Source organism: Pseudomonas sp. NFPP02, assembly GCF_900119355.1.
GTDB lineage: Bacteria > Pseudomonadota > Gammaproteobacteria > Pseudomonadales > Pseudomonadaceae > Aquipseudomonas > Aquipseudomonas paracarnis.
This window is the reverse complement of sequence record NZ_FPJI01000001.1, coordinates 51,237-74,714: the sequence shown is the minus strand read 5'-3', so window position 1 is coordinate 74,714 and position 23,478 is coordinate 51,237. Positions and strand designations below refer to the sequence as shown.

General features: G+C 61.3%; 21 protein-coding genes and 1 tRNA gene. 11 read left to right on the top strand and 11 right to left on the bottom strand.

Annotated features, from left to right (window positions below):
• Positions 1–120: 120 nt before the first annotated feature.
• From bioF to BT204_RS00295, 9 genes are all read left to right on the top strand, one after another.
• Positions 121–1,302 (top strand): 8-amino-7-oxononanoate synthase, encoded by a 1,182-nt coding sequence (gene bioF / locus BT204_RS00335; RefSeq protein WP_054896777.1) that lies wholly within the window; start codon positions 121–123, stop codon positions 1,300–1,302.
• Positions 1,295–2,026, top strand: coding sequence for an alpha/beta fold hydrolase (locus BT204_RS00330; RefSeq protein WP_054896778.1), 732 nt, complete (start codon positions 1,295–1,297; stop codon positions 2,024–2,026). Before bioF ends, BT204_RS00330 begins: the two co-directional genes overlap by 8 nt.
• Positions 2,019–2,831 (top strand): malonyl-ACP O-methyltransferase BioC, encoded by an 813-nt coding sequence (gene bioC / locus BT204_RS00325; protein ID WP_072445557.1) that lies wholly within the window; start codon positions 2,019–2,021, stop codon positions 2,829–2,831. The genes BT204_RS00330 and bioC overlap by 8 nt, the downstream gene beginning before the upstream one ends.
• Positions 2,828–3,508: a dethiobiotin synthase gene (gene bioD / locus BT204_RS00320; protein ID WP_034128848.1), complete on the top strand. Its 681-nt coding sequence runs from the start codon at positions 2,828–2,830 to the stop codon at positions 3,506–3,508. The genes bioC and bioD overlap by 4 nt, the downstream gene beginning before the upstream one ends.
• Before the next feature lie 106 nt (positions 3,509–3,614).
• Positions 3,615–3,896, top strand: coding sequence for a hypothetical protein (locus BT204_RS00315; protein ID WP_020302162.1), 282 nt, complete (start codon positions 3,615–3,617; stop codon positions 3,894–3,896).
• A 322-nt stretch (positions 3,897–4,218) separates the two neighbouring features.
• Complete coding sequence (locus BT204_RS00310) at positions 4,219–6,024, top strand: phenylacyl-CoA dehydrogenase (RefSeq protein ID WP_072445556.1); 1,806 nt, start codon at positions 4,219–4,221, stop codon at positions 6,022–6,024.
• A gap of 220 nt (positions 6,025–6,244) precedes the next feature.
• Positions 6,245–7,534 (top strand): GGDEF domain-containing protein, encoded by a 1,290-nt coding sequence (locus BT204_RS00305; protein WP_054896781.1) that lies wholly within the window; start codon positions 6,245–6,247, stop codon positions 7,532–7,534.
• A 90-nt stretch (positions 7,535–7,624) separates the two neighbouring features.
• Positions 7,625–9,394: an acyl-CoA dehydrogenase C-terminal domain-containing protein gene (locus BT204_RS00300; protein ID WP_072445555.1), complete on the top strand. Its 1,770-nt coding sequence runs from the start codon at positions 7,625–7,627 to the stop codon at positions 9,392–9,394.
• A gap of 233 nt (positions 9,395–9,627) precedes the next feature.
• Positions 9,628–11,406 carry an acyl-CoA dehydrogenase C-terminal domain-containing protein gene (locus BT204_RS00295; RefSeq protein ID WP_057976569.1) on the top strand — a complete coding sequence of 593 codons (1,779 nt, stop codon included), beginning with the start codon at positions 9,628–9,630 and terminating at the stop codon, positions 11,404–11,406.
• A 226-nt stretch (positions 11,407–11,632) separates the two neighbouring features.
• On the opposite strand, the gene BT204_RS00290 is transcribed toward BT204_RS00295, so the two are convergent.
• Positions 11,633–12,532, bottom strand: a complete 900-nt coding sequence (locus tag BT204_RS00290; RefSeq protein ID WP_034128841.1) for a LysR family transcriptional regulator — start codon at positions 12,530–12,532, stop codon at positions 11,633–11,635.
• A gap of 209 nt (positions 12,533–12,741) precedes the next feature.
• Between BT204_RS00290 and BT204_RS00285 the strand changes: the two genes are divergently transcribed.
• Together BT204_RS00285 and BT204_RS00280 are read left to right on the top strand one after the other, a co-directional pair.
• Positions 12,742–14,004, top strand: coding sequence for an aspartate aminotransferase family protein (locus BT204_RS00285; RefSeq protein WP_072445554.1), 1,263 nt, complete (start codon positions 12,742–12,744; stop codon positions 14,002–14,004).
• Between the two features lie 214 nt (positions 14,005–14,218).
• Positions 14,219–14,377 (top strand): YqaE/Pmp3 family membrane protein, encoded by a 159-nt coding sequence (locus tag BT204_RS00280; RefSeq protein ID WP_003194776.1) that lies wholly within the window; start codon positions 14,219–14,221, stop codon positions 14,375–14,377.
• Positions 14,378–14,382: 5 nt separating this feature from the next.
• Here the strand turns inward: BT204_RS00280 and pqqE are convergent, their stop codons facing one another.
• The 10 genes from pqqE to BT204_RS00230 form a co-directional block, all read right to left on the bottom strand.
• Complete coding sequence (gene pqqE, locus BT204_RS00275; protein WP_034128839.1) at positions 14,383–15,534, bottom strand: pyrroloquinoline quinone biosynthesis protein PqqE; 1,152 nt, start codon at positions 15,532–15,534, stop codon at positions 14,383–14,385.
• The gene (pqqD, locus tag BT204_RS00270) at positions 15,506–15,781 is read right to left on the bottom strand and encodes a pyrroloquinoline quinone biosynthesis peptide chaperone PqqD (RefSeq protein ID WP_034128838.1); all 276 of its coding nucleotides are present in this window, start codon (positions 15,779–15,781) and stop codon (positions 15,506–15,508) included. Before pqqD ends, pqqE begins: the two co-directional genes overlap by 29 nt.
• Complete coding sequence (gene pqqC / locus BT204_RS00265) at positions 15,778–16,530, bottom strand: pyrroloquinoline-quinone synthase PqqC (RefSeq protein WP_003194770.1); 753 nt, start codon at positions 16,528–16,530, stop codon at positions 15,778–15,780. The genes pqqD and pqqC overlap by 4 nt, the downstream gene beginning before the upstream one ends.
• An 11-nt stretch (positions 16,531–16,541) precedes the next feature.
• Positions 16,542–17,453 (bottom strand): pyrroloquinoline quinone biosynthesis protein PqqB, encoded by a 912-nt coding sequence (gene pqqB / locus BT204_RS00260; RefSeq protein WP_034128837.1) that lies wholly within the window; start codon positions 17,451–17,453, stop codon positions 16,542–16,544.
• A gap of 71 nt (positions 17,454–17,524) precedes the next feature.
• Complete coding sequence (gene pqqA / locus BT204_RS00255; protein WP_003194766.1) at positions 17,525–17,599, bottom strand: pyrroloquinoline quinone precursor peptide PqqA; 75 nt, start codon at positions 17,597–17,599, stop codon at positions 17,525–17,527.
• Between the two features lie 158 nt (positions 17,600–17,757).
• The gene (gene pqqF, locus BT204_RS00250) at positions 17,758–20,133 is read right to left on the bottom strand and encodes a pyrroloquinoline quinone biosynthesis protein PqqF (protein ID WP_072445553.1); all 2,376 of its coding nucleotides are present in this window, start codon (positions 20,131–20,133) and stop codon (positions 17,758–17,760) included.
• 48 nt (positions 20,134–20,181) lie between these two features.
• Positions 20,182–20,976: a carbon-nitrogen hydrolase family protein gene (locus BT204_RS00245; RefSeq protein ID WP_054896786.1), complete on the bottom strand. Its 795-nt coding sequence runs from the start codon at positions 20,974–20,976 to the stop codon at positions 20,182–20,184.
• Positions 20,977–20,986: 10 nt separating this feature from the next.
• Positions 20,987–22,690: a flavin monoamine oxidase family protein gene (locus tag BT204_RS00240; RefSeq protein WP_057976576.1), complete on the bottom strand. Its 1,704-nt coding sequence runs from the start codon at positions 22,688–22,690 to the stop codon at positions 20,987–20,989.
• Between the two features lie 147 nt (positions 22,691–22,837).
• Positions 22,838–23,284 (bottom strand): Lrp/AsnC family transcriptional regulator, encoded by a 447-nt coding sequence (locus BT204_RS00235; RefSeq protein ID WP_003194755.1) that lies wholly within the window; start codon positions 23,282–23,284, stop codon positions 22,838–22,840.
• 112 nt (positions 23,285–23,396) lie between these two features.
• Positions 23,397–23,473, bottom strand: a tRNA-Ile gene (locus tag BT204_RS00230).
• Positions 23,474–23,478 lie beyond the last annotated feature (5 nt).

Genomic DNA, 23,478 nt, shown 5'->3' with positions numbered 1-23,478 from the left:
GGAGCTGGCTTGCCTGCGATGGCGGCGGCACTTTCAGTATTGAAGTGTCAGAAGGACCGCTATCGCAGGCAAGCCAGCTCCCCCATCGGATTGAGTTGAACCTGTTAAATCGAGGCCAGCATGTCTTTCGATCTCGCCGCGCGCCTCGCTGCCCGCCGTGCCGACCATCTTTACCGCCAGCGCCCCTTGCTGCAGAGCCCCCAAGGCCCGCACGTGGTGGTGGACGGGCAACCGTTGTTGGCCTTCTGCAATAACGATTACCTCGGCCTGGCCAATCACCCGCAAGTGATCGAAGCCTGGCGCGCCGGTGCGTCCCGCTGGGGCGTGGGCGGTGGCGCTTCGCACTTGGTGGTGGGCCACGCCACACCGCACCATGAGCTGGAAGAAGCCCTGGCTGATTTGACCGGTCGCCCGCGTGCCTTGCTGTTCACCACTGGCTACATGGCCAACCTCGGCGCGGTCACGGCGCTGGTGGGGCAGGGCGATACGGTACTGGAAGACCGGCTTAACCACGCGTCCTTGCTGGATGCCGGTTTGCTGTCCGGTGCGCGTTTCAACCGCTATCTGCATAACGACGCGGGCAGCCTGGCCAAGCGCCTGGAGAAAGCCACCGGCAATACCTTGGTAGTCACCGACGGTGTGTTCAGCATGGACGGCGACCTCGCCGACCTGCCCGCGCTGGCCCGTGAAACCAAGGCCAAAGGTGCCTGGCTGATGGTGGATGACGCCCATGGCTTCGGCCCGCTGGGCGCCAATGGCGGCGGCATCGTCGAACATTTCAGCTTGAGCCAGGACGACGTGCCCGTGCTGGTTGGCACCTTGGGCAAAGCGTTCGGCACCGCCGGGGCCTTCGTGGCCGGCAGTGAGGACTTGATCGAGAGCCTGATCCAATTCGCACGCCCGTATATCTACACCACCAGCCAACCACCGGCACTGGCCTGCGCCACCCTCAAAAGCCTGGAACTGCTGCGCAGCGAACATTGGCGACGCGAGCACCTCAACGCGTTGATCCGCCAGTTCCGTCGCGGCGCCGAGCAGATAGGCCTGGCGTTGATGGACAGCTTTACGCCGATCCAACCGATCCTGATTGGCGACAGCGTCCGGGCACTGCGCCTCTCGCAGATGCTGCGCGAGCGCGGCCTGATGGTGACTGCCATTCGCCCACCGACCGTGCCCGCCGGCAGTGCTCGTCTACGGGTGACATTGACGGCGGCCCACAGCGAAGCGCAGGTGCAGCTATTGTTAGACGGGTTGCAAGCGTGTTTTCGCTTGTTAGACGCCTCGGAGCCCGGCTATGCGTAATCGACTGATCCTGCTACCGGGCTGGGGCCTGGGTGTGTCACCGCTGGAACCGTTGGCCGCTGCGCTGCACGGCCTGAACGAGCATTTACAGGTACAGATCGAACCCTTGCCGGCGCTGCAGGCCAGCGAACTCGGTGAATGGCTCGATGAGCTCGATGCGACGCTGCCGGACAATGCCTGGCTCGGGGGCTGGTCGCTGGGCGGCATGCTCGCGTCCGAGTTGGCGGCACGCCGTGGCGAGCGGTGCTGTGGCTTGCTGACCCTGGCGAGCAACCCGTGTTTCGTCGCCCATGACGGTTGGCCCCATGGGATGCCTACGGAAACCTTCGACGCATTTCTGGCCGGCTGCCATGCCGATTCCCAGGTCACGCTCAAGCGCTTTGGGCTGTTGTGTGCCAAGGGTGCCGAAGACCCGCGTGGCTTGTCGCGGTTGTTGGTCAGCGGTGCGCCGAATACCTCTCCCAGCGTCTTGATGCCCGGCCTGGAGCTGTTGGCCCAACTGGATACGCGGGCGGCCTTGCAGGCCTTTCGTGGGCCGCAGTTGCACCTGTTTGCCGGCCTGGATGGGCTGGTGCCTGCTGAAGCCGCCAGTGACCTGCTGGCCTTGCTCCCCGATGTAGAAATCGGCCTGATTGAACAGGCCGGTCACGCGTTTCTTCTGGAAGACCCTCACGGAGTTGCCGGGGCCATCCAGGCTTTTTTGCATGAGTGTGTTGATGACTGACCTATCCCACCCGCCCTTGCCAGGGGGCTTGCCGGACAAGCGCCAGGTTGCGGCCTCGTTCTCCCGTGCGGCGGCCAGTTACGACAGTGTGGCCGAGTTGCAGCGTGCGGTCGGCCATGAACTGCTCAGCCGTTTGCCGCACGGCCTGGCGCCACAGCGTTGGCTGGACATGGGCTGCGGCACGGGCTACTTCAGTCGCGTACTGGGCGAGCGTTTGCCCGGTAGCCAAGGTGTGGCGCTGGACATTGCCGAGGGCATGCTCAACCACGCGCGTCCGCTGGGTGGCGCCGTGCACTTTATAGCCGGTGATGCAGAACGCTTGCCGCTTATAGCTGACAGCGTTGAGCTGCTCTTCTCCAGCCTCGCGGTACAGTGGTGTGCCCATTTTGATGCGGTGCTCAGCGAAGCCCGGCGTGTGCTGCGACCAGGTGGCGTGCTGGCCTTTGCCAGCCTGTGCGTAGGCACCCTGGATGAGCTTCGAGAGAGTTGGCGGGCGGCGGACGGCCTGGTCCACGTCAATCGCTTCCGCACCTTCGAGGTTTATCAGCAACGGTGTGCGGCCAGTGGCTTGCGCGTGATCAGCCTGGAGCGACAGCCCCACGTATTGCATTACCCCGATGTGCGCAGCCTGACCCATGAACTCAAGGCATTGGGCGCCCACAACCTCAACCCAGGCCGCCCGGGAGGGTTGACGGGCCGTGCGCGGATTGTCGCGCTGGTAGAGGCCTACGAGCAGTTCCGCCAGGCCCAGGGCCTGCCCGCCACGTACCAAGTGGTGTATGCCGTACTGGAGAAACCGTTATGAGCGCCGCTTACTTCATCACCGGTACAGACACCGATGTTGGCAAAACCACCATCGCCGCTGGCCTGTTGCATGCCGCCAGGCTCTCCGGCAAAAGCACGGCCGCCGGAAAGCCGGTGGCGTCGGGCTGCCAACTGACGGCCCAGGGCCTGCGCAATGCCGATGCATTGGCGTTGCTGGCCGAGTGTTCCGTACCGCTCAGTTATGCCGAGGTCAACCCGGTGGCCTTCGAGCCAGCTATCGCGCCGCATCTGGCAGCGCGGGAGGCGGGCGTCGGGCTCACGGTGCAATCGCTGCTCAAGCCGATGCAGCAGATCCTGGCACGGGGCGCGGACTTCACCTTGATCGAAGGGGCAGGCGGTTGGCGCGTGCCCTTGGCCGACCAGGCCAACCTGTCGGACCTGGCCATGGCGCTCAAACTGCCGGTGATCCTGGTGGTAGGCGTGCGCCTTGGGTGCATCAGCCACGCGTTGCTCACCGCCGAAGCCATCGCACGGGATGGCTTGCCGCTGGCGGGCTGGGTGGCAAATATCATCGACCCCAAGACCTCTCGTCTGGAAGAAAACCTCGCCACCCTGGCTGAGCGCCTGCCCGCGCCTTGCCTGGGGCGAGTGCCGAAACTCAAGCACGCCGGGGCTGGCGCGGTGGCCGAGTACTTGGAACTGGACCTGCTTGACTGATTTTGGCTATCGCTAAGGCAATATGCCATTAGTGTTTTTGACGAGCCTTTTGCCAAGATGTCTGGTTCAATCGGGCTTCACGATTCTCTAAAGGCAGGCTTACGCCATGGACATCTCTGGAAGCAGCGCGTTTTATTCGGGCCTGAGCACTATTCAGACCGGACAGAACCGTGTCGACCAGGCGGCCGGCAAGATTGCCAGCGCCGCGACCACCCAGCCATCGGCCGCGCAAAGCGACCGTCTGCAAGCCAATGACCGCGCCCAAGCGTCCAATTCGGCGAGCAACATGGTGGAAATGGCCCAGGGCAAGTTTCAAGTCGAGCTGGGGGCGAAAGTCGCCAAGGCTTCGGACGAAATGCTCGGTACCTTGATCGATACCTACGCTTAACTTCTCTATCGCTTGCCCGCTCCTCTCTGTGGGAGCTGGCTTGCCTGCGATAGCATCAACGCGTACTGCCTGATACACCCTGGCGTCTGCATCGCAGGCAAGCCCGCTCCCACAGTCGTTCCGCGACATTCTGCTTTCTTTAAATCATGAGGCATCCCGCCGCAGGCCTCGCCGTGCCTGGCTGACCCGCGTCAAGACAAACGGCATCTGGCCGACGCTTGACAACCCTGGGTGGTAAACGTATGTTTCAAACACCTGTTTGACCGCCATAACAAATCCACGCGGTTGTTCATCCCAGTTACATCAGCAGAGGTTTATCGCTATGCCTGACTACAAGGCCCCCTTGCGTGATATTCGCTTCGTTCGTGACGAACTGCTCGATTATGAAGCGCACTATCAGAGCCTGCCGGCTTGCCAGGACGCTACCCCGGACATGGTCGACGCCATCCTCGAAGAAGGCGCCAAGTTCTGTGAGCAAGTACTGGCACCGTTGAACCGCGTGGGCGACATCGAAGGGTGTACCTGGAGTGAGTCAGGCGTTAAGACCCCTGCGGGTTTCAAAGAGGCCTACAAACAATTCGTCGAAGGCGGCTGGCCAAGCCTGGCCCACGACGTGGAGCACGGTGGCCAAGGCCTGCCGGAATCCCTGGGCCTGGCTGTGAGTGAAATGGTCGGCGAAGCCAACTGGTCGTGGGGCATGTACCCTGGCCTGTCCCATGGCGCGATGAATACCATTTCCGAGCACGGCACTCCCGAGCAGCAAGACGCTTACCTGACCAAGCTGGTGTCGGGCGAATGGACCGGCACCATGTGCCTGACCGAGCCACACTGCGGCACCGACCTGGGCATGCTGCGCACCAAGGCCGAGCCTCAGGCTGACGGTTCCTACAAAGTCTCCGGTACCAAGATCTTCATCTCGGCCGGTGAACACGACATGGCCGACAACATCGTCCACATCGTACTGGCCCGCCTGCCGGATGCACCGGCTGGCACCAAAGGCATCTCGCTGTTTATCGTGCCCAAGTTCCTGCCCAATGCCGATGGCTCTGTGGGCGAGCGCAACGCGGTCACCTGTGGTTCCCTGGAACACAAGATGGGCATCCACGGCAACGCCACCTGCGTGATGAACTTCGACGCGGCCACCGGTTTCCTGATCGGCCCGGCGAACAAAGGCCTGAACTGCATGTTCACCTTCATGAACACCGCTCGCCTGGGCACTGCGCTGCAAGGCCTGGCTCACGCCGAGATCGGTTTCCAGGGCGGCTTGAAATATGCGCGTGATCGCCTGCAAATGCGCTCCCTGACCGGCCCGAAAGCGCCGGACAAAGCCGCTGACCCGATCATCGTGCACCCTGACGTACGCCGCATGTTGCTGACCATGAAAGCCTTCGCCGAAGGTAACCGTGCGATGGTGTACTTCACCGCCAAGCAAGTGGACATCGTCAAGTACGGCACCGACGACGAAGCCAAGAAACAGGCAGATGCCCTGCTGGCCTTCATGACCCCGATCGCCAAGGCATTCATGACCGAAGTCGGTTTTGAATCGGCCAACCACGGCGTGCAGATCTACGGTGGCCACGGCTTTATCGCTGAGTGGGGCATGGAGCAGAACGTTCGCGACAGCCGCATTTCTATGCTGTACGAAGGCACCACCGGCATCCAGGCGCTGGACCTGCTCGGCCGTAAAGTGCTGATGACCCAAGGCGAAGCGCTCAAGGGCTTCACCAAGATCGTGCACAAGTTCTGCCAGGCCAACGAAGGTAACGACGCGGTTAAAGAGTTCGTTGCACCGCTGGCGGCACTGAACAAAGAGTGGGGCGAGTTGACCATGAAGGTCGGCATGGCCGCGATGAAAGACCGTGAAGAAGTCGGTGCTGCCTCGGTGGACTACCTGATGTACTCCGGCTACGCCTGCCTGGCTTACTTCTGGGCCGACATGGCACGCCTGGCCGCCGAGAAACTGGCCGCCGGTACCAGCGAAGAGGCGTTCTACACCGCCAAGTTGCAGACTGCGCGCTTCTACTTCCAGCGCATCCTGCCGCGTACCCGCACCCACGTGGCAACCATGCTGTCGGGCGCCAACAACCTGATGGACATGAAAGAAGAAGATTTCGGCCTGGCTTACTAAGCCTTACCGGATCCTTCTGAAAACCGCCGCCTCCTTCGGGACGCGGCGGTTTTTTTGTACGTGTGTAGGAGCGAGTCTAAAAAACCGCAGTAATGCGCTCAGGGATTGCGATGAGCTGCCGTTACAGTGATGGCAATGTGATACATGGCCGGTCGGTTGTGCTTAACTGATCGCTTAGAGGCACAGTGCCATTATTTGTTAGCGGGTCGGAGCTTTACCCTTGTCACGCGTGTCCGCTGTACGTTTCAGCCATTTTCTCCCTTCGCTGCTGCTGTTGCTGGCCGGGCTCTCGGCTGCGTACGTCAAGGACCTCAGCGTCTTCTTCACCTCGCTGTTCAACGTGCTGCCCACCCTGGTCCTGTTGCTCGGCGGCGCCTACTGCGCGGTGTATCGACGCCAGCGTGAACTGTTCCTGATGGTCACGGTTTACGTCACCTATTTCCTGCTGGATACCCAGACCGACTTCTACCGCGACAATGGTCGCGTGCGTGAAGACGCTGCGGTGGTGTTCCACCTGTGCTGCCTGCTGTTGCCCTTGCTGTTCAGCATTTATGCGCTGTGGCAGGAAAAGACCCATCTGTTCCGCGACTTCGTCGCCCGCTGTGCGGTGCTGCTGGCGGTGGGCAGTGTGGCGCTGGCCCTGGAGCAGAGTTTTCCCCAGGCCTTGCTGGGCTGGTTGGCGGAGATCCGTTGGCCGATGCTGCATGGCGCCTGGATGAGCCTGATCCAACTTTCCTATCCGATGTTCCTGATCGGCTTTCTCACCCTGGCCGCCCAATACTGGTACCAGCCGCGCCCGCTGCACGCCGCACAACTGGTGGGGTTGCTGGGCATGTTCTGGATGTTGCCGCAAACCTTCATCCTGCCGTTCACCCTCAACATCATGTGCAGCCAGGTGATGCTGATGATCGCTGCGGGGGTGGCGCACGAGGCGTATCAAATGGCGTTTCGTGATGAGCTCACTGGTTTGCCGGGGCGCCGTGCCCTCAACGAGCGCATGCAGCGGTTGGGGCGCAACTATGTATTGGCGATGAGCGACGTCGATCACTTCAAGCGTTTCAATGACACCCACGGCCACGATGTGGGCGACCAGGTGCTGCGCCTGGTGGCGAGCAAGCTGTCCAAGGTCAATGGCGGCGGGCGGGCCTATCGTTACGGCGGTGAAGAGTTTGCCGTGGTGTTTGCCGGCAAGACCCTGGATGAGTGCATGCCCCACCTGGAGGAAATCCGCGAGATCATCGCCAGCTACGACATCAAGTTGCGCAACCCGGACCGCCCCCAGGACGATCATCAAGGCCGCCAGCGCCGTGCGGGCAGCGGCGCGTCCAGTGTGTCGGTGACGGTAAGCATCGGCGTGGCCGAGCGCCAGGCCGAGCAACGCAGCCCCGACGAGGTGCTCAAATCCGCCGACCAGGCGCTTTACACCGCCAAGGGGGCGGGGCGTAATTGTGTGGTCGCAGCCGGGCAAACCCGCCGTGGCGCGGTGCGCATGGAGAGCGCTGCCGGTTGAGTAATGGCGCTGTATTCAGCAGCGCTACAGTGATTGTCCGCGGCCAGAGCCGGCAGTAGGTTAACCCTATCTGCTGCCGGAGACATTGCCATGCCTGAGTACAAAGCTCCCTTGCGCGACATGCGCTTTCTGATCGACACCGTATTCGATTTCCACGGCCACTACGCGGCCCTGGGCGCCACGGATGCCAGCCCGGACATGGTCAGTGCGATCCTCGAAGAAGGCGCCAGGTTCTGCGAAAACGTACTCGCGCCGCTCAATCGCAGCGGCGATGAAGAGGGCTGCCATTTCGATAATGGCGTGGTGACCACTCCCAAAGGCTTCAAGCAAGCCTTTGCCCAGTATGTGGAAGGCGGCTGGCACGGCGTGGCGGCAGACCCGGCCTACGGTGGCCAGGGCCTGCCCCATTCCCTCGGCCTGGTGTTGAGCGAGATGATCGGCTCCAGCAACACCTCCTGGGGCATGTACCCGGGCCTGACCCACGGTGCGATGTCGGCCATCCACGCCCACGGCACCGACGAACAGAAAGCCACCTACCTGAGCAAGCTCACCGCTGGCGAATGGACCGGCACCATGTGCCTGACCGAAGCCCACTGCGGCACCGACCTGGGCTTGATCAAGACCCGCGCCGTGCCGCAGGCGGACGGCAGTTACGCGGTCACCGGCAGCAAGATCTTCATCTCGGCCGGCGAGCACGACATGAGCGCCAATATCATCCACCTGGTGCTGGCCAAGCTGCCGGACGCGCCGGCGGGTACCAAGGGCATCTCGTTGTTTATCGTGCCCAAGTTCCATGCCGACTCCGGCGAGCGCAATGCGGTGCACTGCGGCTCCATCGAACACAAGATGGGCATCAAGGCCTCTGCCACCTGCGTGTTGAACTTCGATGGCGCCAAAGGCTATTTGATTGGCGAGGCGAACAAGGGCCTCAACTGCATGTTCACGATGATGAACCACGCCCGCCTGGGCACGGGAATGCAGGGCCTGTGCAACGGTGAAGCGAGCTTCCAGGGCGCGATCAAGTACGCCAACGACCGCTTGCAGATGCGCTCGCTGACCGGTGCCAAGGCGCCGGAGAAAGCCGCTGACCCGATCATCGTGCACGCCGATGTACGCCGCATGCTGCTGACCATGAAGGCTTTCAACGAGGGCAACCGCGCGTTGACCTATTTCACCGCGCAACTGATCGATACCGCGCACCTTGGCAGTGACGCTGGCCAACGCCAGGAAGCCGAGGACCTGTTGGCCTTCCTCACGCCGATCTGTAAAGCCTTCATGACCGAAACCGGCCTGGAGGTGACCAACCACGGCATGCAGGTATTCGGTGGCCATGGCTATATTCGCGAGTGGGGCATGGAGCAACTGGCCCGTGACGCACGGATTGCGCCGATCTATGAAGGCACCAACGGCATCCAGGCCCTGGACCTGCTCGGGCGCAAGGTGCTGGGCAGCCAGGGCAAGTTGCTGCGTGGGTTTACCAAAATTGTGCATAAGTTCTGCGCGGCCAATGCCGAGCATGCGCAACTCAAGGCCCATGTGGTGCAACTCAATGAACTGAACCAGCAATGGGGCGAACTGACCTTGAAGGTCGGCACGGCGGCGATGAAAAACCCTGATGAAGTGGGCGCGGCGGCCATGGATTACCTGATGTACAGCGGTTACATCATCCTCGCCTACCTGTGGTTGCGTATGGCGATCGCGGCGCACGGCCAGGACGACCAAGGGTTTGCCCAGGCGAAGCTTGCGACCTGCGACTTTTATTTCAAGCGCTTGTTGCCGCGTACGGCCATGCACCGTGCTGCGGTAGAGGCAGGGAGCGAATGCCTGATGAGTCTCCCAGCTGACGCTTTCTCCCTGTAGGAGCGAGCTTGCTCGCGAAGAACGTCAACGATAACGCGTGCTTGCTGAATGAACGCGGCGCCTGTGAGTTTTTCGCGAGCAAGCTCGCTCCTACAGGAAAGCTTCCTTGTGTGACTTATAAATACTTAATGGTCACGAACGGACCCTATGTGTCTGAAAAGTTGTTCGGGTACACTCGACGTCTGTAAAACCGATCCTATCGAATCACTTTTCACGTTCTCACGAGGTTTGCCATGGCTGATTACAAAGCGCCGTTGCGTGATATGCGCTTCGTCCTCAACGAAGTGTTTGAGGTCGCTAATACTTGGGCCCAGTTACCGGCATTGGCAGACAGCGTTGACGCCGAAACCGTCGAAGCGATCCTGGAAGAGGCCGGCAAGGTCACCGCCAAATCCATTGCCCCGCTCAGCCGCGGCGGCGATGAGCAAGGCTGCCACTGGGCGGACGGCGCCGTGACCACTCCCGACGGTTTTCCCCAGGCCTACAGCACCTACGCCGAAGGCGGCTGGGTAGGCGTGGGCGGCGACCCGACCTACGGCGGCATGGGCATGCCCAAGGCGGTGTCGGCGCAGGTTGAAGAGATGATCAACTCGTCGAGCCTGGCTTTCGGCCTGTACCCGATGTTGACCTCCGGTGCCTGTGTATCGATCAACACCCATGCCAGTGAAGAGCTCAAGGCCACCTACCTGCCGAAGATGTATTCGGGTGAGTGGGCCGGTTCCATGTGCCTGACGGAAGCCCATGCCGGTACCGACCTGGGGATGATCCGCACCAAGGCCGAGCCTCAGGCGGACGGCTCCTACAAGGTCAGCGGCACCAAGATCTTCATTACCGGTGGCGAGCATGACCTCACTGAAAATATCATCCACCTGGTGCTGGCCAAACTGCCTGACGCACCGGCCGGGCCCAAGGGCATCTCGCTGTTCCTGGTACCGAAGTTCCTGGTAAATGCCGATGGCAGCCTGGGCGCGCGTAACCCGGTGAACTGCGGCTCCATTGAACACAAGATGGGCATCCAGGCCTCCGCCACCTGTGTGATGAACTTCGACGAAGCCGTGGGTTACCTGGTCGGTGAGCCCAACCGTGGCTTGGCTGCGATGTTCACCATGATGAACTATGAGCGCCTGGGCGTCGGTATCCAGGGCTTGGCTTCTGGCGAGCGGTCCTATCAGAACGCGATTGAATATGCCCGTGACCGTCTGCAGAGCCGTTCCCCGCTAGGCGCGCAGGCCAAGGACAAGCCGGCAGACCCGATCATCGTGCATCCGGATGTGCGTCGCATGTTGCTGACCATGAAGGCGGCGAACGAAGGCGGCCGGGCGTTTTCCACCTACGTGGCGACGCAGCTGGACATCGCCAAGTTCAGCGACGATGCGCAGGCGCGCGAGCGTGCCGATAACCTGGTGGCGTTGTTGACGCCAGTTGCCAAGGCGTTCCTCACCGACCTGGGCCTGGAAACCACCGTACTCGGCCAGCAGGTGTTTGGTGGTCACGGTTACATCCGCGAGTGGGGCCAGGAGCAATTGGTGCGTGACGTGCGCATCACCCAGATCTACGAAGGTACCAACGGCATTCAGGCCCTGGATCTGATGGGGCGCAAGATCGTCGGCAGCGGCGGTGCGTTCTATACCTTGTTCGCCGATGAGATCCGCCAGTTCATCGCCGCATCGGGCCCTGAGTTGGCCGAGTTCACCAAGCCGCTGGGTGTGGCAGTAGGTAACCTGGATGAGCTGACGGCCTGGGTGCTGGACCGCGCCAAGAGCAATCCTAATGAAATCGGCGCAGCCTCGGTGGAATACCTGCATGCGTTCGGCTACATGGCCTATGCCTATATGTGGGCGCGCATGGCCAAGGCGGCGTTAGGCAAGGAGGGCGAAGAGGATTTCTACGCCAGCAAACTGGGGACTGCGCGTTTCTACTTTGCCCGCCTGTTGCCGCGTATCCACTCGTTGAGTGCATCGGTAAAAGCCGGTAGCGAATCACTGTTCCTGATGGATGAAGCCCTGTTTTAAGGGGGAAGAGGGCGTGTAAGCATTCTCTTACATGACGTGCTGCTAATCGTCCTCTATCGCCACATTGGATCCACGGCTAATCTACTTCACATGGACGTCGCGCAGGAAGCGCAAAGCAACAACACGGACACGTAGGATTCTGCCAGGACGGCGGAGTGAAATGGATGTCAGGGAAACAGTCTGCAAAGCCCCGCTTCGGCGGGGTTTTCTTTTGCCCGCGAAAAAGTCAGGCGGTTGCCGGCGGGGCATTCATCACGTCTTCCAGCAGGGTACGCAGCAACGCCACCGTCGCCTGCTGGCGTTGCACATCGCGGCATACCAATCCTACTTTCAGCGGTACCCTGGGCTCGCTCAAGGGTTTCCACAGCAGCGCCTTGCTGTTGTGTTCATCCTGGGACCGCCCAGGCAGCACGGTCGCCAAGCGGGTGTGAGGCAGGCTGTCGAGAATGCCCACCATGGTATTGAGTTCCGCCTGCACTTGCGGACGCCGCCCGAGGTTGGACAGTTGGCCTTGCCAGATCTGCCTAACCTGAAACTCTTCCCCCAGCAGCAACATCGGTAATTCGGCGGCTTGTTTGAGCGAGACTTTCTTGAACTCGCGCAACGGATGATCTTCGGGTATCACCACCTTCAACTCGTCTTCATACAGCAGCACGCCATGCAGGCCCGGCTGACGGGGTGGCAGGTAGCTGATGCCAATATCGAGTGAGCCATTGAGCAACCGCCGCTCAATCTCAAGCCCGGTCAGCTCGTAAATCTGCACCACCAGATGGGGCTGGGCCTTGCGCACGCGCTCAAGCATCTGCGGTACCAGGCTGGTGTGCACGGTTTGCAGCACGCCGATGGCCAGGCTGCGCATGGCCTGGCCCTTGAAATTGCGCAGTGCCTCGACGGCTTGCTGCATACCATCAATGAGCGGTAATGCGTGGTTGTATAAGGTGTGGGCCGCCAAGGTCGGCAACAGACGCTTGCTGCTGCGTTCGAACAGGCTGACGTCGAGGTTCTGTTCCAGTTGGCGAACCTGTTGCGACAGCGCTGGCTGGGAGATCGACAGACGCTCCGCGGCGCGACCTACGTGGCCTTCCTCATACACCGCGACGAAATAACGCAGTTGCTTGAAATCCATAAGGTTTGCTTATCGAAAAAGCTGGAAAATCGAAATGGCCGCTGGCCCCCGAGGCGCCTAGTCTAGCGCCTATTCGCAGGGCTTACAGGGCCGGATCGGACAATGAACAGCGTTTTTGTTGATAGCGTTTACATAGGCAAGGCAAAAAATCTGAAGGCCTCATTGGCAGGTGGCATCGACCAAGGTCAGGTTGCCAGCGGGGGTGAAGTGTGAACTTGTTCCGTCGCTGCGCGCCGAGTCTGGATGACCTGGTTGTGCATGCCCCGCGTGCAGATGTTTCCAGCCAGTGCCTGATGCCCACTGTGGCGCGCCCGCCCCAGGTGTTTGTACAGGGGCAGGGTTCCTGGCTTTCGGACGCTGACGACCGCGCTTATCTGGATTTCAGTCAAGGCGGTGGGGCCAACAGCCTGGGTCACAGTCCCCAGGCCGTACGCGACGCCATTGCCCAACAGATGCACACCGTGATCAACCCTGGCCTGGGTTTGCACAACCGCGCGCAACTGGATCTTGTCGATCGTCTGTGCCACCACACCTGCAGCGACCAGGCCTATTTGCTCAACAGCGGTGCCGAAGCCTGTGAAGCGGCCATCAAGTTGGCACGCAAGTGGGGCCAACTGCATCGCGGTGGCGCTTACCACATCATCACCGTAAACAGTGGCTGTCATGGGCGGAGCCTGGGGGCGATGTCGGCGTCGGCTGTGGCCTGCGAAAACCGATTCGAACCGCAGTTGCCAGGTTTCAGCCAAGTGCCGTTTAACGATCTGCCGGCCCTGCATGCAGCGGTCGATGCGCAGACCGTCGCCATCATGCTGGAGCCGATACAAAGCGGCGGCGGTGTCCTCCCTGCGACAGAACATTACCTCAAGGGCGTCGAACGCCTGTGTCGTGAGCTGGGGATCCTGCTGATCTTCGACGAAGTGCAAACCGGTATCGGCCGCTGCGGCAGCTTGCTCGCCGAACAGCAATACGGCGTGCGCGCCGACATCATTGCCCTGGGCAAAGGCCTGGGCGGCGGTGTGCCCCTGGCGGCGCTGCTGGCGCGTGGCACTGCCTGTTGCTTCGAACCGGGCGAGCTGGACGGTACACATCATGGCAATGCACTGATGGCATCTGCGGGTATCGCAGTACTCGACGCTCTATTGGAGAACGGCTTTCTGGAGCACCTACGTGAATCGGGCTTGTACCTGGCAGAAGGCCTTGCCCGCCTGGCCTACCGTTACGGCCATGGCCCCTTGCGTGGCAACGGGCTGCTTTGGGGCCTGACACTGTCGGACGATTGCGCCGCTGCAGTGGTCAAGGCCGCGCTGCACGAAGGCTTGATTCTCACTGCCGCGCAACCTGACTGCCTGCGCTTTACCCCTGCGCTGAACATCAGCAAAACCCATATCGACGAAATGCTTCTTCGGCTTGCCCGCGCCTTTTCTAGGGTGCGTACCGCTCAAGTGCAATGCCGCAAGGGCATCGCGGTGTGACCCCAGTTTCCTGAACCGTCTCGCGGCATACGCGGCGCCTCCAGCCTGACTCTTTTGGCTGGGGGCGTTTTTTTGTCTGGTTAATTTGTAGTTTGAAAAGATGGCTGGAGATCTGGCATGAGATGGCCCAATGCCAGAATCCACTGAACCCTCACGAACCGCCAAGGTCGATTAGCTACACGGCTCACACGAGCCGATTTTCTGGAGCTGACCCATGGACATCATTCGTATCATCATCGCCATTCTGCTGCCGCCATTGGGTGTGTTCCTGCAAGTAGGTTTCGGCGGTGCATTCTGGCTGAATATCCTGCTGACCCTGTGCGGTTACTTCCCTGGCATCATCCACGCGGTGTACATCATCGCCAAGCGTTGAGGCCCTCAGCCTTTTGCAATGAGCCTTGAGTTGCGCTCATTGCGAAAGGCAAGTTGCTCGATGGTCTGGGTGGCATGTTCGGCCTCTTCCCGCGCTTGCAGGATGATGCCGTGCTGCTCGGACTTGCTGCATACAGGGTCGGCATTGCTGGCGTCACCAGTGAGCATGAAGGCCTGGCAACGGCAGCCGCCGAAGTCCTTTTCTTTTTCGTCGCATGAACGGCATGGCTCAGGCATCCAGTCGTAGCCACGAAAGCGATTGAAGCCAAACGAGTCGTACCAGATGTGCTGCATGCTGTGGTCGCGCACATTGGGAAACTGCACGGGCATTTGCCTCGCGCCGTGACAGGGCAGTGCGGTGCCGTCGGGTGTGACTGTCAGGAAGATGCTGCCCCAGCCATTCATGCAGGCTTTGGGGCGCTCCTCGTAATAATCCGGTGTCACGAAGATCAGCTTGCAGGGGTGGCCTTCGGCTTCCAGTTTGGCGCGGTATTCATTGGTGATCCGTTCGGCGCGCACCAACTGCTCGCGTGTGGGCAGCAAACCCACGCGATTGAGTTGTGCCCAGCCGTAGAACTGGCAAGTGGCGAGCTCGACGAAATCTGCTTCCAGCGCAATGCACAGCTCGATGATGCGGTCGATCTTGTCGATATTGTGGCGATGGGTGACGAAGTTCAGCACCATCGGGTAGCCGTGGGCTTTCACCGCTCGGGCCATTTCCAGTTTTTGCGCGAAGGCTTTTTTGGAGCCGGCCAGCAGGTTGTTCACCTGTTCGTCACTGGCCTGGAAGCTGATCTGGATATGGTCCAGGCCGGCTTTCTTGAAGTCGCTGATTTTTTGTTCGGTGAGGCCGATGCCAGAGGTGATCAGGTTGGTGTAGAAACCCAGCTTGCGCGCCTCGCCGATCAGCTCGGCCAAGTCCTGGCGCACCAGCGGCTCACCGCCGGAAAAACCCAACTGCGCAGCACCCATTTCACGGGCTTCGCGAAATACCTTGATCCATTGTTCGGTGCTCAGCTCTTTGCCCTGCTCGGCGAAATCCAGCGGGTTGGAGCAATACGGGCACTGCAGCGGGCAGCGATAGGTCAGCTCGGCCAGCAGCCACAGAGGCAGGCCTATGGCTGGCTTTTCAGGCAAGGGTGATCCAGTGCTCAGCACGGGCGACCTCCATGAATTGCTCGATGTCGTCACTCAGCTCTGGCACACCGGGGAACTGCTTATCCAGCTCGGCAATGATTGCCGCAACGTCGCGCTCGCCGTCGATCAGGCCACCGATCAATGCGGCGCTATCGTTGAGCTTGATCATGCCTTCGGGGTAGAGCAATACGTGGCCTTTCTGAGCAGGCTCGTACTGGTAGCGATAGCCCTGGCGCCAGGTCGGTTTTTTGCTGCGATCAAAGCTCATAGGGTGATCCCTTTATGCCATACCCGCTGTTCGGTCACGCTGTGATACGGCGGGCGTTTGAGTTCGTAGGCCATGCTCATGGCGTCCAGCATGCTCCAGAGGATGTCCAGTTTGAACTGGAGAATTTCCAGCATGCGCTCCTGCCCCTCGCGGGTGGTGTAGTGCTGCAGGGTGATCGCCAAGCCGTGTTCCACATCGCGACGGGCTTGGCCCAGGCGTGTGCGGAAGTATTCGTAACCGGCCGGGTCGATCCACGGGTAATGCTGGGGCCAACTGTCGAGGCGCGACTGGTGGATTTGCGGCGCGAACAGCTCGGTCAGCGAGCTGCTGGCGGCTTCCTGCCAGCTGGCGCGGCGGGCGAAGTTGACATAGGCGTCCACGGCGAAGCGTACGCCGGGCAGCACCAACTCCTGGGAGCGCAGTTGATCGGGGTCCAGGCCCACGGCCTGGCCCAGGCGCAGCCAGGCTTCGATACCGCCGTCTTCACCGGGCGCGCCGTCATGGTCGAGCAGGCGCTGGATCCATTCGCGACGGATTTCACGGTCTGGGCAGTTGGCCAGGATCGCCGCGTCTTTCAGCGGGATATTCACTTGATAGTAGAAGCGATTGGCGACCCAGCCCTGGATCTGCTCACGGCTGGCGCGGCCTTCGTACATCGCCACATGGTAGGGGTGATGGATATGGTAGAAGGCGCCCTTGGCGCGCAGGGCGGCTTCGAACTCAGCCTTGCTCAACGGTGTGTCGGTCATTTCGATCGCTCCTACAATTCAATGCTCATGCCGTCGTAAGCCACTTCGACATTGCGCCGCACCAGCTCCGCTCGCTCGGGGGAGTCTTCATCGAGGATCGGGTTGGTGTTGTTGATGTGGATAAGCACTTTGCGCTGTTTGGGCAGTTGCTCGAGCACTTCAAGCATGCCGCCGGGGCCGTTCTGTGCCAGGTGGCCCATCTCACGCCCGGTGCGGGTGCCGACGCCACGGCGCTGCATTTCATCGTCGTCCCACATCGTGCCGTCCACCAGCAGGCAGTCACTGCCGGCCATGATGTCCAGCAGCGGTGCGTCGACCTTGCCCAGGCCCGGGGCGTAGAACAATTTGCCGCCGGTGCGCAGGTCTTCGACGATCAGGCCAATGTTGTCACCGGGGTGCGGGTCGAAACGGTGCGGCGAATAGGGCGGTGCGGCGCTGCGCAACGGCAGCGGGGTGAAGCGCAGGTTGGGGCAGGCCGGGATGGTGAAGCTGGCGTCCAACTCGATGCGGTTCCAGGCCAGGCCACCGTTCCAGTGGGTCAGCATGGTGAACAACGGGAAACCGGTGCTCAGGTCTTCGTGGACCATGTCGGTGCACCACACCTGGTGCGGGCAGCCTTCGCGCAGGCTCAGCAGGCCAGTGGTATGGTCGATCTGGCTGTCCATCAGGATGATTGCGCTGATGCCGGTATCGCGCAGGGCGCGGCCCGGTTGCATGGGCGCAAAGCCCTGGAGTTGTGCGCGGATATCCGGCGAGGCATTGCAGAGCACCCAATTCACGCCATTGTCGGAGATCGCGATGGATGACTGGGTACGCGCCTGGGCCCGCAGGCTGCCATCGCGAAAACCTGCGCAGTTCACGCAGTTGCAGTTCCACTGCGGGAAGCCACCGCCGGCGGCGGAACCTAGAATCTGGACAAACATGATCGCTCCATCAAGCACAGCTCAAAACAAAAACGCCCCGGGCGAACCGAGGCGTTGTGTCACTCAGCCAATTAACGGCTGGCGAAGTACATGGTGACTTCGAAACCAATACGCAGATCAGTGTAAGCAGGTTTGGACCAGGTCATATTCTTACTCCTATCAAGGGATGGGACGTTCACTACCAAGTAATACATATAGTCCACCTCCCATTGGAGATGTTCAGATATTGCTGCGCAATGTTACGCAATTTTATTCAAGTTAGCGCTGTCTCGGTGGAGAAAGCCTGTTGCAGGGTTGGCAACGATCACGGCGCTGCTTGCCAGTCGTCGCTGATGCGCGGCCCGTTGGCCACGCATTGCCAGCCGCCTGCGGCGTTATTGAGTTGTTGCGCGGCGCGCTGCACATCCTCGCGTGTGCACGCTTGGATCAACTGTTGAAGCTGATCCAGATAACCCGACGAATGGCCTGCCAGGTGCGCATGCCAGAGCAAGTCGGCAGCTTCGTTGATAGGCAGCGTCTGGGCCGCGAACTGCTGTGCGAGGGCCTGGTTACCCAAGTCGGGACTGCGCTCGATCAACGACGGCAGTTGCCCCAGGAAGGCCCGCAACTGTTGGACGATGCCGTCTAGGGAGAGGGTGGGCGACTGCACCCCAAACAACAGGCCTGTTTGGCCATTGATCTGTCGGATGCCGCTGAACACGGCGTAGCCGATTTGCAGTTCGACTCTCAAGCGCTGGTAGAACGGCCCCTGGAGCACGTGCCCGAGCAACCGCCAGTTGGCTTCATCGGCTAGGGATTGAGTCGGCGTCGGGCAGAATAACAGTAGCGCTGCTTCGCTTGATTCGGTGCTGACTGCGTGCCAGCGCTTTTGTCCGTCAAGGACGTGAGGTGTATAAGGCACGCTTGCCGGTTGCCCAGGCAGCCGGGCCGCTGCGGCTTTGATCGCGGCTTCACAGGCGGTGGGCAGGCCAGCGCCCAGCGCCTGCCAGCGCGCGGTAGCCCATGATGCTGTTGTCTCCTGAGGCTGGGGCTGAACACCCGCGCAGCAAGCGGGCAACGCCTTGAGCAGTTCCCGGATGGCGATCATCGGCACGGGAGCGGTCGGTGGCAAAGGTTCATCCGAGTTACTCAGACACCGCGCCAACGCTTCGAGCACCGCCGGCATGGGCTCGTGGAGGCCGTGCATCTTCACCAGCCAGTCAGTGGCGATCGTTTCGCAAGACAACTCGACGCCCGCCTGCCGTGCTTGTTCGCACAAAGGCCGCAACAGGCTTTCCAGCCCGGTGGGTACCGCCGAGTCAAACCGCCAGTGCAGGTATAGCGCGCCTTCCCCAGTGTCATCCGCCAACGCCTGGCTGAAGGTCAACGCTGACAGCTCCCGTCGGCCCCGTGAGCGATCCTGGGCAAAGGTGCGCAAGCCACGGTGGGCGCTGGTTTGGCCACGAATCAGGCCCGCGCGTTCTTCCTTGGCGGGCGCACGAAGCAAAGGGTTATTGGGCGGCAGTTGCCAAGGGTGCCGGGAGGCGGGCAGGTGCAGTGAATCGAGCATGGCCTTGAGGACTGCGGCGCCTTGTTCCGACAGGTCTTGGGCATCGTTGCGCGCCAACGCCAGGGCGCCTTGGACCTGTTGCTGGCGAGCATTGAGTAAGGCGAACTCTTCGCGTAATGGTGTCCAGTCGCTGTGTGCGAAGAAACTCAGCCAGTCGTGCAGCAACTCTTCGATCGACGTGGCCGGTTCGCGCGCGCTGCCGAGAGTGAAGTGGATATCCAGCACGGCTTGATCCGCGAATTGGTACAGCACGGACGCCTGCAGCGCGGTGGCCAGTCGTCGTGCTTGCAGCTCGGCGAGCAACCCACCGGCGGCCGAGGCGTTGAGCCAGGTGCAGAGAAACGCCAGCGCTTCCCGTGGCGCGTTACAGGTAATGACCTGATGCAGGTGTTGGCCGGCGACGTGCTGATAACGGTGTGCCGGGCCATGCATCAAGGCCGGTGGAGCGGCCTGCGGGTGCAATGGGCCGGGCGTCAGTTGGTCACTGAACTGCTGGGCCAAGGCCTGCAGGTCGGCCAGCGATTGTGGACCGGCGAGGCTCAAGGTCATCTGCCCGCTTTGATAAAAGCGTGTATGGAACCCTCGCAAGGCATGCTGAAAGTCGTCGCTTTCCACCGGCAGGCTGTCGCGGTTGCCGGCATGAAAACCGCGCAAGGGATGATCCGCCGCCAAGCCTTGCAGCAGCGTCACTTGCTGTTGGGCCTTGGCATCCTGGGACCAGGCGATGAACTCCGCCTCCAGCACTTCGCGTTCACGTTGTTGATCGTCGAGGGCCAGGCGCGGGTGAGCCAGCATATCCGCCAAACGCGCCAGCCCGTCTGCAAAAACCGGCACCGGCAGTTCAAAGAAGAACTCGGTGGTGCGCTCACGGGTGCTGGCGTTGACCTGCCCACCGTGGCGCTGCACGTAGGCCATCAGCCCTTCGCCGGCTGGAAAACGCTCGGTACCGAGAAACAACAAGTGCTCAAGAAAATGCGCCAGCCCAGGCCAGGCCAATGGCACGTCATGGCTGCCGGCAGCCACGTGTAAAACGGCGGCGCAGCGTTTCAAGCGTGGCGCATGGCGCAGGCAAACCCGCAGGCCATTGGCGAGGGTCAGGTGAAGGGGATGAGGGTGAACCGGCGCAGGCATGGGCACTTCCGAGGCGTGGGAAGTGCCTATGCTAGCAAACCCAATGGGTCAGGGCTTGTGCAGTGCGCCGTAGAGTTCGGCGCGACGGTCTTGCAGGTAGTGGTTGGCGGCGCGGGCGTCGACAATAGATTGGCGATCCAGGGTGCCGACGATCAAGGCTTCATCCAGGCCGGCCTGGGCAATTCGCTGGCCGTCCGGCGCGGCAATGCTGCTTTGCCCGCAGTAGCGAATCTCGCCTTCGTGCCCGCAGTAGTTGGCATAGGCTACAAAACACTGGTTTTCAAAGGCTCGCGCCCGCACGGTGACGTCGGCAACAAAGTCGAACGGCACCATATTGGCGGTGGGCACCAGAATCAGTTCGGCACCGGCGAGGGCCAGGCGCCGGGTGTTTTCCGGAAACTCCAGGTCGTAGCAAATCAGCATGCCCACCTTCCAACCGTTCAATTCCACCACCGGAAAATCATCGGAGCCGGCGCTGAACATCGAATGGTCAAGATCGCCAAACAAGTGGGTCTTGCGGTAGTTGCACAGGCGCGTGCCCTGGGCGTCGATCAACTGCACGGCGTTGTAGACCTGGCCGTCTTCGGCCCGTTCCGGGTAGCCATACAGGATCGCCAGCCCGGCACTTTGCGCCAGTTCGGCAATCGCCTGCGCCGATGGCCCATCCTGTGCCTCGGCCAGTGCGCCAACGGCTTCGGCGCCAATGTTATAGCCGGTGAGGAACATCTCTGGCAGCACCAGCACATCGGCGCCGTGTGCCTCATGGGCCAGTTGATGCAGGCGCTGCAGGTTGGCGGCCACATCCAGCGGCAGCGGCGGGCATTGGTACAGGGCGACACGCATGCTCAACTCCTTATTCTGCCAGGGCGATTGGCCCTATTTCATCGAACACGTCGCCTGGGCCTGGGTTCTCCGGGTGGGTGCTGCCACCGAAGTGGTTCATGATGCCCCATACCGCGTTGAGCGAGGTTTGTACCGCGCCTTCGACCCAGGCAGGCGTCCACGATACATCATCACCCGCGATGAAGATCCCGCGTTGTTCGGCGGGCATATCCTTCTGCATGAAGTGCGCATACATCCGTTGGTTGTAACGATAGTGACCGGGCAAGGCACCTTTGAAGGCCCCGAGGAAATGCGGGTCGGCCTCCCAGGACACGGTGATCGGGTCGCCGATGATGCGCGCCTTGATGTCGACCTTGGGGTAGATTTTCTTCAGTGCATCGAGGGCCAGTTTCACCCGCTTGTCGATAGGCTGGGGCAGCATCTTCAGCGCGTCGCTCATCCACGAGTAGGACAGGCAGATCACCCCCGGCTTGTCGTCACCGTTATCGAACAGGTAGGTGCCACGGGTAAGGCGGTCGGTGAGGGTCATGCTCATGAGGTCGCGCCCGGTTTGCGGGTCTTTGTCTTTCCAGAATGGGCGATCAACCATCACGAAGGTTTTCGAGGACTGCATGTAGCGAGTGCGATCCAGGGCCATCCACATTTTTTGTGAGAACAGGGTTTCGTCGCATTCGATCTGGGTGGTCAGCAGCCAGCTTTGGCAGGTGGTCAGCACCGCCGCGTATTCACGGGTGTCGCCATAGTTGTCAGTAACAGCAAAGCGGCCCTCGGCGGCGTGGGCAATGCGCTTCACGCCTGCCCGTGGTGCACCTCTATGCAGCGAGCTCAGGCTGGTACCGGCCGGCCAGTGGGCGCAGCGTTCCGGCACATGGCGCCAGATGCCCATGGGCACTTGGGCCACGCCACCGACGATCAAGTGTTGATGATCATCGCAGTTGGTCATCACCACGCGGAAGATTTCCAGCATGGAGTTGGGGAAGTCAGAGTCCCAGCCGCCGGTACCGAAACCGACCTGGCCAAACACCTCGCGGTGGTGGAACGACAATTTGGCGAAGGCTTTGGAGGTGGCGACGAAGTCGTAGAAGGTACGGTCATCCCACAGCGGCACGAGCTTGTTCCACAACTCTTTGAGGCGCGGCACGTCGCGGTCGCGGATCGCCTGCTGGATATCGCCGAACTGCGAACCGGCCTCCAAGGCGTCGGCCCAGGCATCGGCGACTTCCTGGAACAGTGCCGGTAAATCGGAAAGTTTTTGCGCGTAGTGAGTCTGGCCTTCCAGATCGATCACAGTGCTGCCGGACGCCGGCGTCAGCGGGTTGGGAAAGGGCTTGGTTTCCAGTCCCAGCTTGTCCACGTAATGGTAGAACGCCGTGGACGACACCGGGAACCGCATGCCGCCCAGCTCGGCGATGATGCCTTCGGCGCCTTCAAAGGCCTGCGAGCGCAAGCGGCCTCCCATCTTCGAGGCTTCATACACCACGGGCTTGAGCCCGAGTTTCATCAGCTCGTAGGCCGCGACCAGGCCCGCGATCCCGGCGCCGACGATCGCCACTTCGGCGCCGTGATTAGCCGCAGGAATACTGCCCAGCCCGGCGGGGTGTTCGATCCAGTCATCAAAGGCAAACGGGAAATCCGGGCCGAAGATGGTGATGGGTTTCTTGCCATCGCCCGGGTGGCGATTGGGCTTGCTGAGAGTGCTGGACGGAATGCTCATGGCTGACCTTACTGACGGCTCGGCGGGAGGAGGGCCCGTTGAGTATAGGAAAAGATGGCAGCCAGTTTAGGGAACGTTACGCGCGTTAATAAGACGCAATCTGTCGTCGGATTGCGCTAGTTTTAGTCAATGTGACGAGCTAAGTGGTCAGATTGGTTGTCCGCGATCCAATTTGTTACTGAGGATGATCGAGGTGGTGGTTTTCTCCACGCCGTCGACACTGCCGATCTGGTCCAGCAATTGGTCCAGTTGCTCCGGCGAATCGGTGCGCAGCCAAGCCACGTAATCGAACTCCCCACTCACCGCGCACAGCTGCTGCACTTGCGCCATGGCGCTCAGCCTGCGCAACACCTCTTTGCCGGAGCGGGGTTGCACGGTAATGCCCACGTAAGCCTGCAACCCACCATCCGCAACGCGCTGGCCCAGGCGCACGCCGTAACCGGTGATGACCTGGGTTTTCTCCAGGCGGGCCAGACGCGACGTGACGGTGGTGCGGGCGATGCCCAACTGCCTGGCGAGCATGGCCACGCTTTCACGGGCGTTGAGCTGCAGGGCGGCGATCAGTTGGCGGTCGATTTCGTCTAGGGCGGGCAAGGGGAGAGCTCCAGTGCGGGAGGGCAATGGGCAAGCATGGTACAGGCTTGGCCTGGCTGAAAGAACCGTGATGCCAGATACGCAAAAGCCGCGCAGTGCGCGGCTTTGAGTATGGTGGGCCCAGTAGGACTCGAACCTACGACCAAGGGATTATGAGTCCCCTGCTCTAACCAACTGAGCTATAGGCCCTCAGT

What these genes read in the sequence shown, in the direction of transcription:
- bioF (WP_054896777.1), top strand. Translation starts at nt 121, where the DNA reads ATGTCTTTCGATCTCGCCGCGCGCCTCGCTGCCCGCCGTGCCGACCAT.
- BT204_RS00330 (WP_054896778.1), top strand. Translation starts at nt 1,295, where the DNA reads ATGCGTAATCGACTGATCCTGCTACCGGGCTGGGGCCTGGGTGTGTCA.
- bioC (WP_072445557.1), top strand. Translation starts at nt 2,019, where the DNA reads ATGACTGACCTATCCCACCCGCCCTTGCCAGGGGGCTTGCCGGACAAG.
- bioD (WP_034128848.1), top strand. Translation starts at nt 2,828, where the DNA reads ATGAGCGCCGCTTACTTCATCACCGGTACAGACACCGATGTTGGCAAA.
- BT204_RS00315 (WP_020302162.1), top strand. Translation starts at nt 3,615, where the DNA reads ATGGACATCTCTGGAAGCAGCGCGTTTTATTCGGGCCTGAGCACTATT.
- BT204_RS00310 (WP_072445556.1), top strand. Translation starts at nt 4,219, where the DNA reads ATGCCTGACTACAAGGCCCCCTTGCGTGATATTCGCTTCGTTCGTGAC.
- BT204_RS00300 (WP_072445555.1), top strand. Translation starts at nt 7,625, where the DNA reads ATGCCTGAGTACAAAGCTCCCTTGCGCGACATGCGCTTTCTGATCGAC.
- BT204_RS00295 (WP_057976569.1), top strand. Translation starts at nt 9,628, where the DNA reads ATGGCTGATTACAAAGCGCCGTTGCGTGATATGCGCTTCGTCCTCAAC.
- BT204_RS00290 (WP_034128841.1), bottom strand. Translation starts at nt 12,532, where the DNA reads ATGGATTTCAAGCAACTGCGTTATTTCGTCGCGGTGTATGAGGAAGGC.
- BT204_RS00280 (WP_003194776.1), top strand. Translation starts at nt 14,219, where the DNA reads ATGGACATCATTCGTATCATCATCGCCATTCTGCTGCCGCCATTGGGT.
- pqqD (WP_034128838.1), bottom strand. Translation starts at nt 15,781, where the DNA reads ATGAGCTTTGATCGCAGCAAAAAACCGACCTGGCGCCAGGGCTATCGC.
- pqqC (WP_003194770.1), bottom strand. Translation starts at nt 16,530, where the DNA reads ATGACCGACACACCGTTGAGCAAGGCTGAGTTCGAAGCCGCCCTGCGC.
- pqqB (WP_034128837.1), bottom strand. Translation starts at nt 17,453, where the DNA reads ATGTTTGTCCAGATTCTAGGTTCCGCCGCCGGCGGTGGCTTCCCGCAG.
- pqqF (WP_072445553.1), bottom strand. Translation starts at nt 20,133, where the DNA reads ATGCCTGCGCCGGTTCACCCTCATCCCCTTCACCTGACCCTCGCCAAT.
- BT204_RS00245 (WP_054896786.1), bottom strand. Translation starts at nt 20,976, where the DNA reads ATGCGTGTCGCCCTGTACCAATGCCCGCCGCTGCCGCTGGATGTGGCC.
- BT204_RS00240 (WP_057976576.1), bottom strand. Translation starts at nt 22,690, where the DNA reads ATGAGCATTCCGTCCAGCACTCTCAGCAAGCCCAATCGCCACCCGGGC.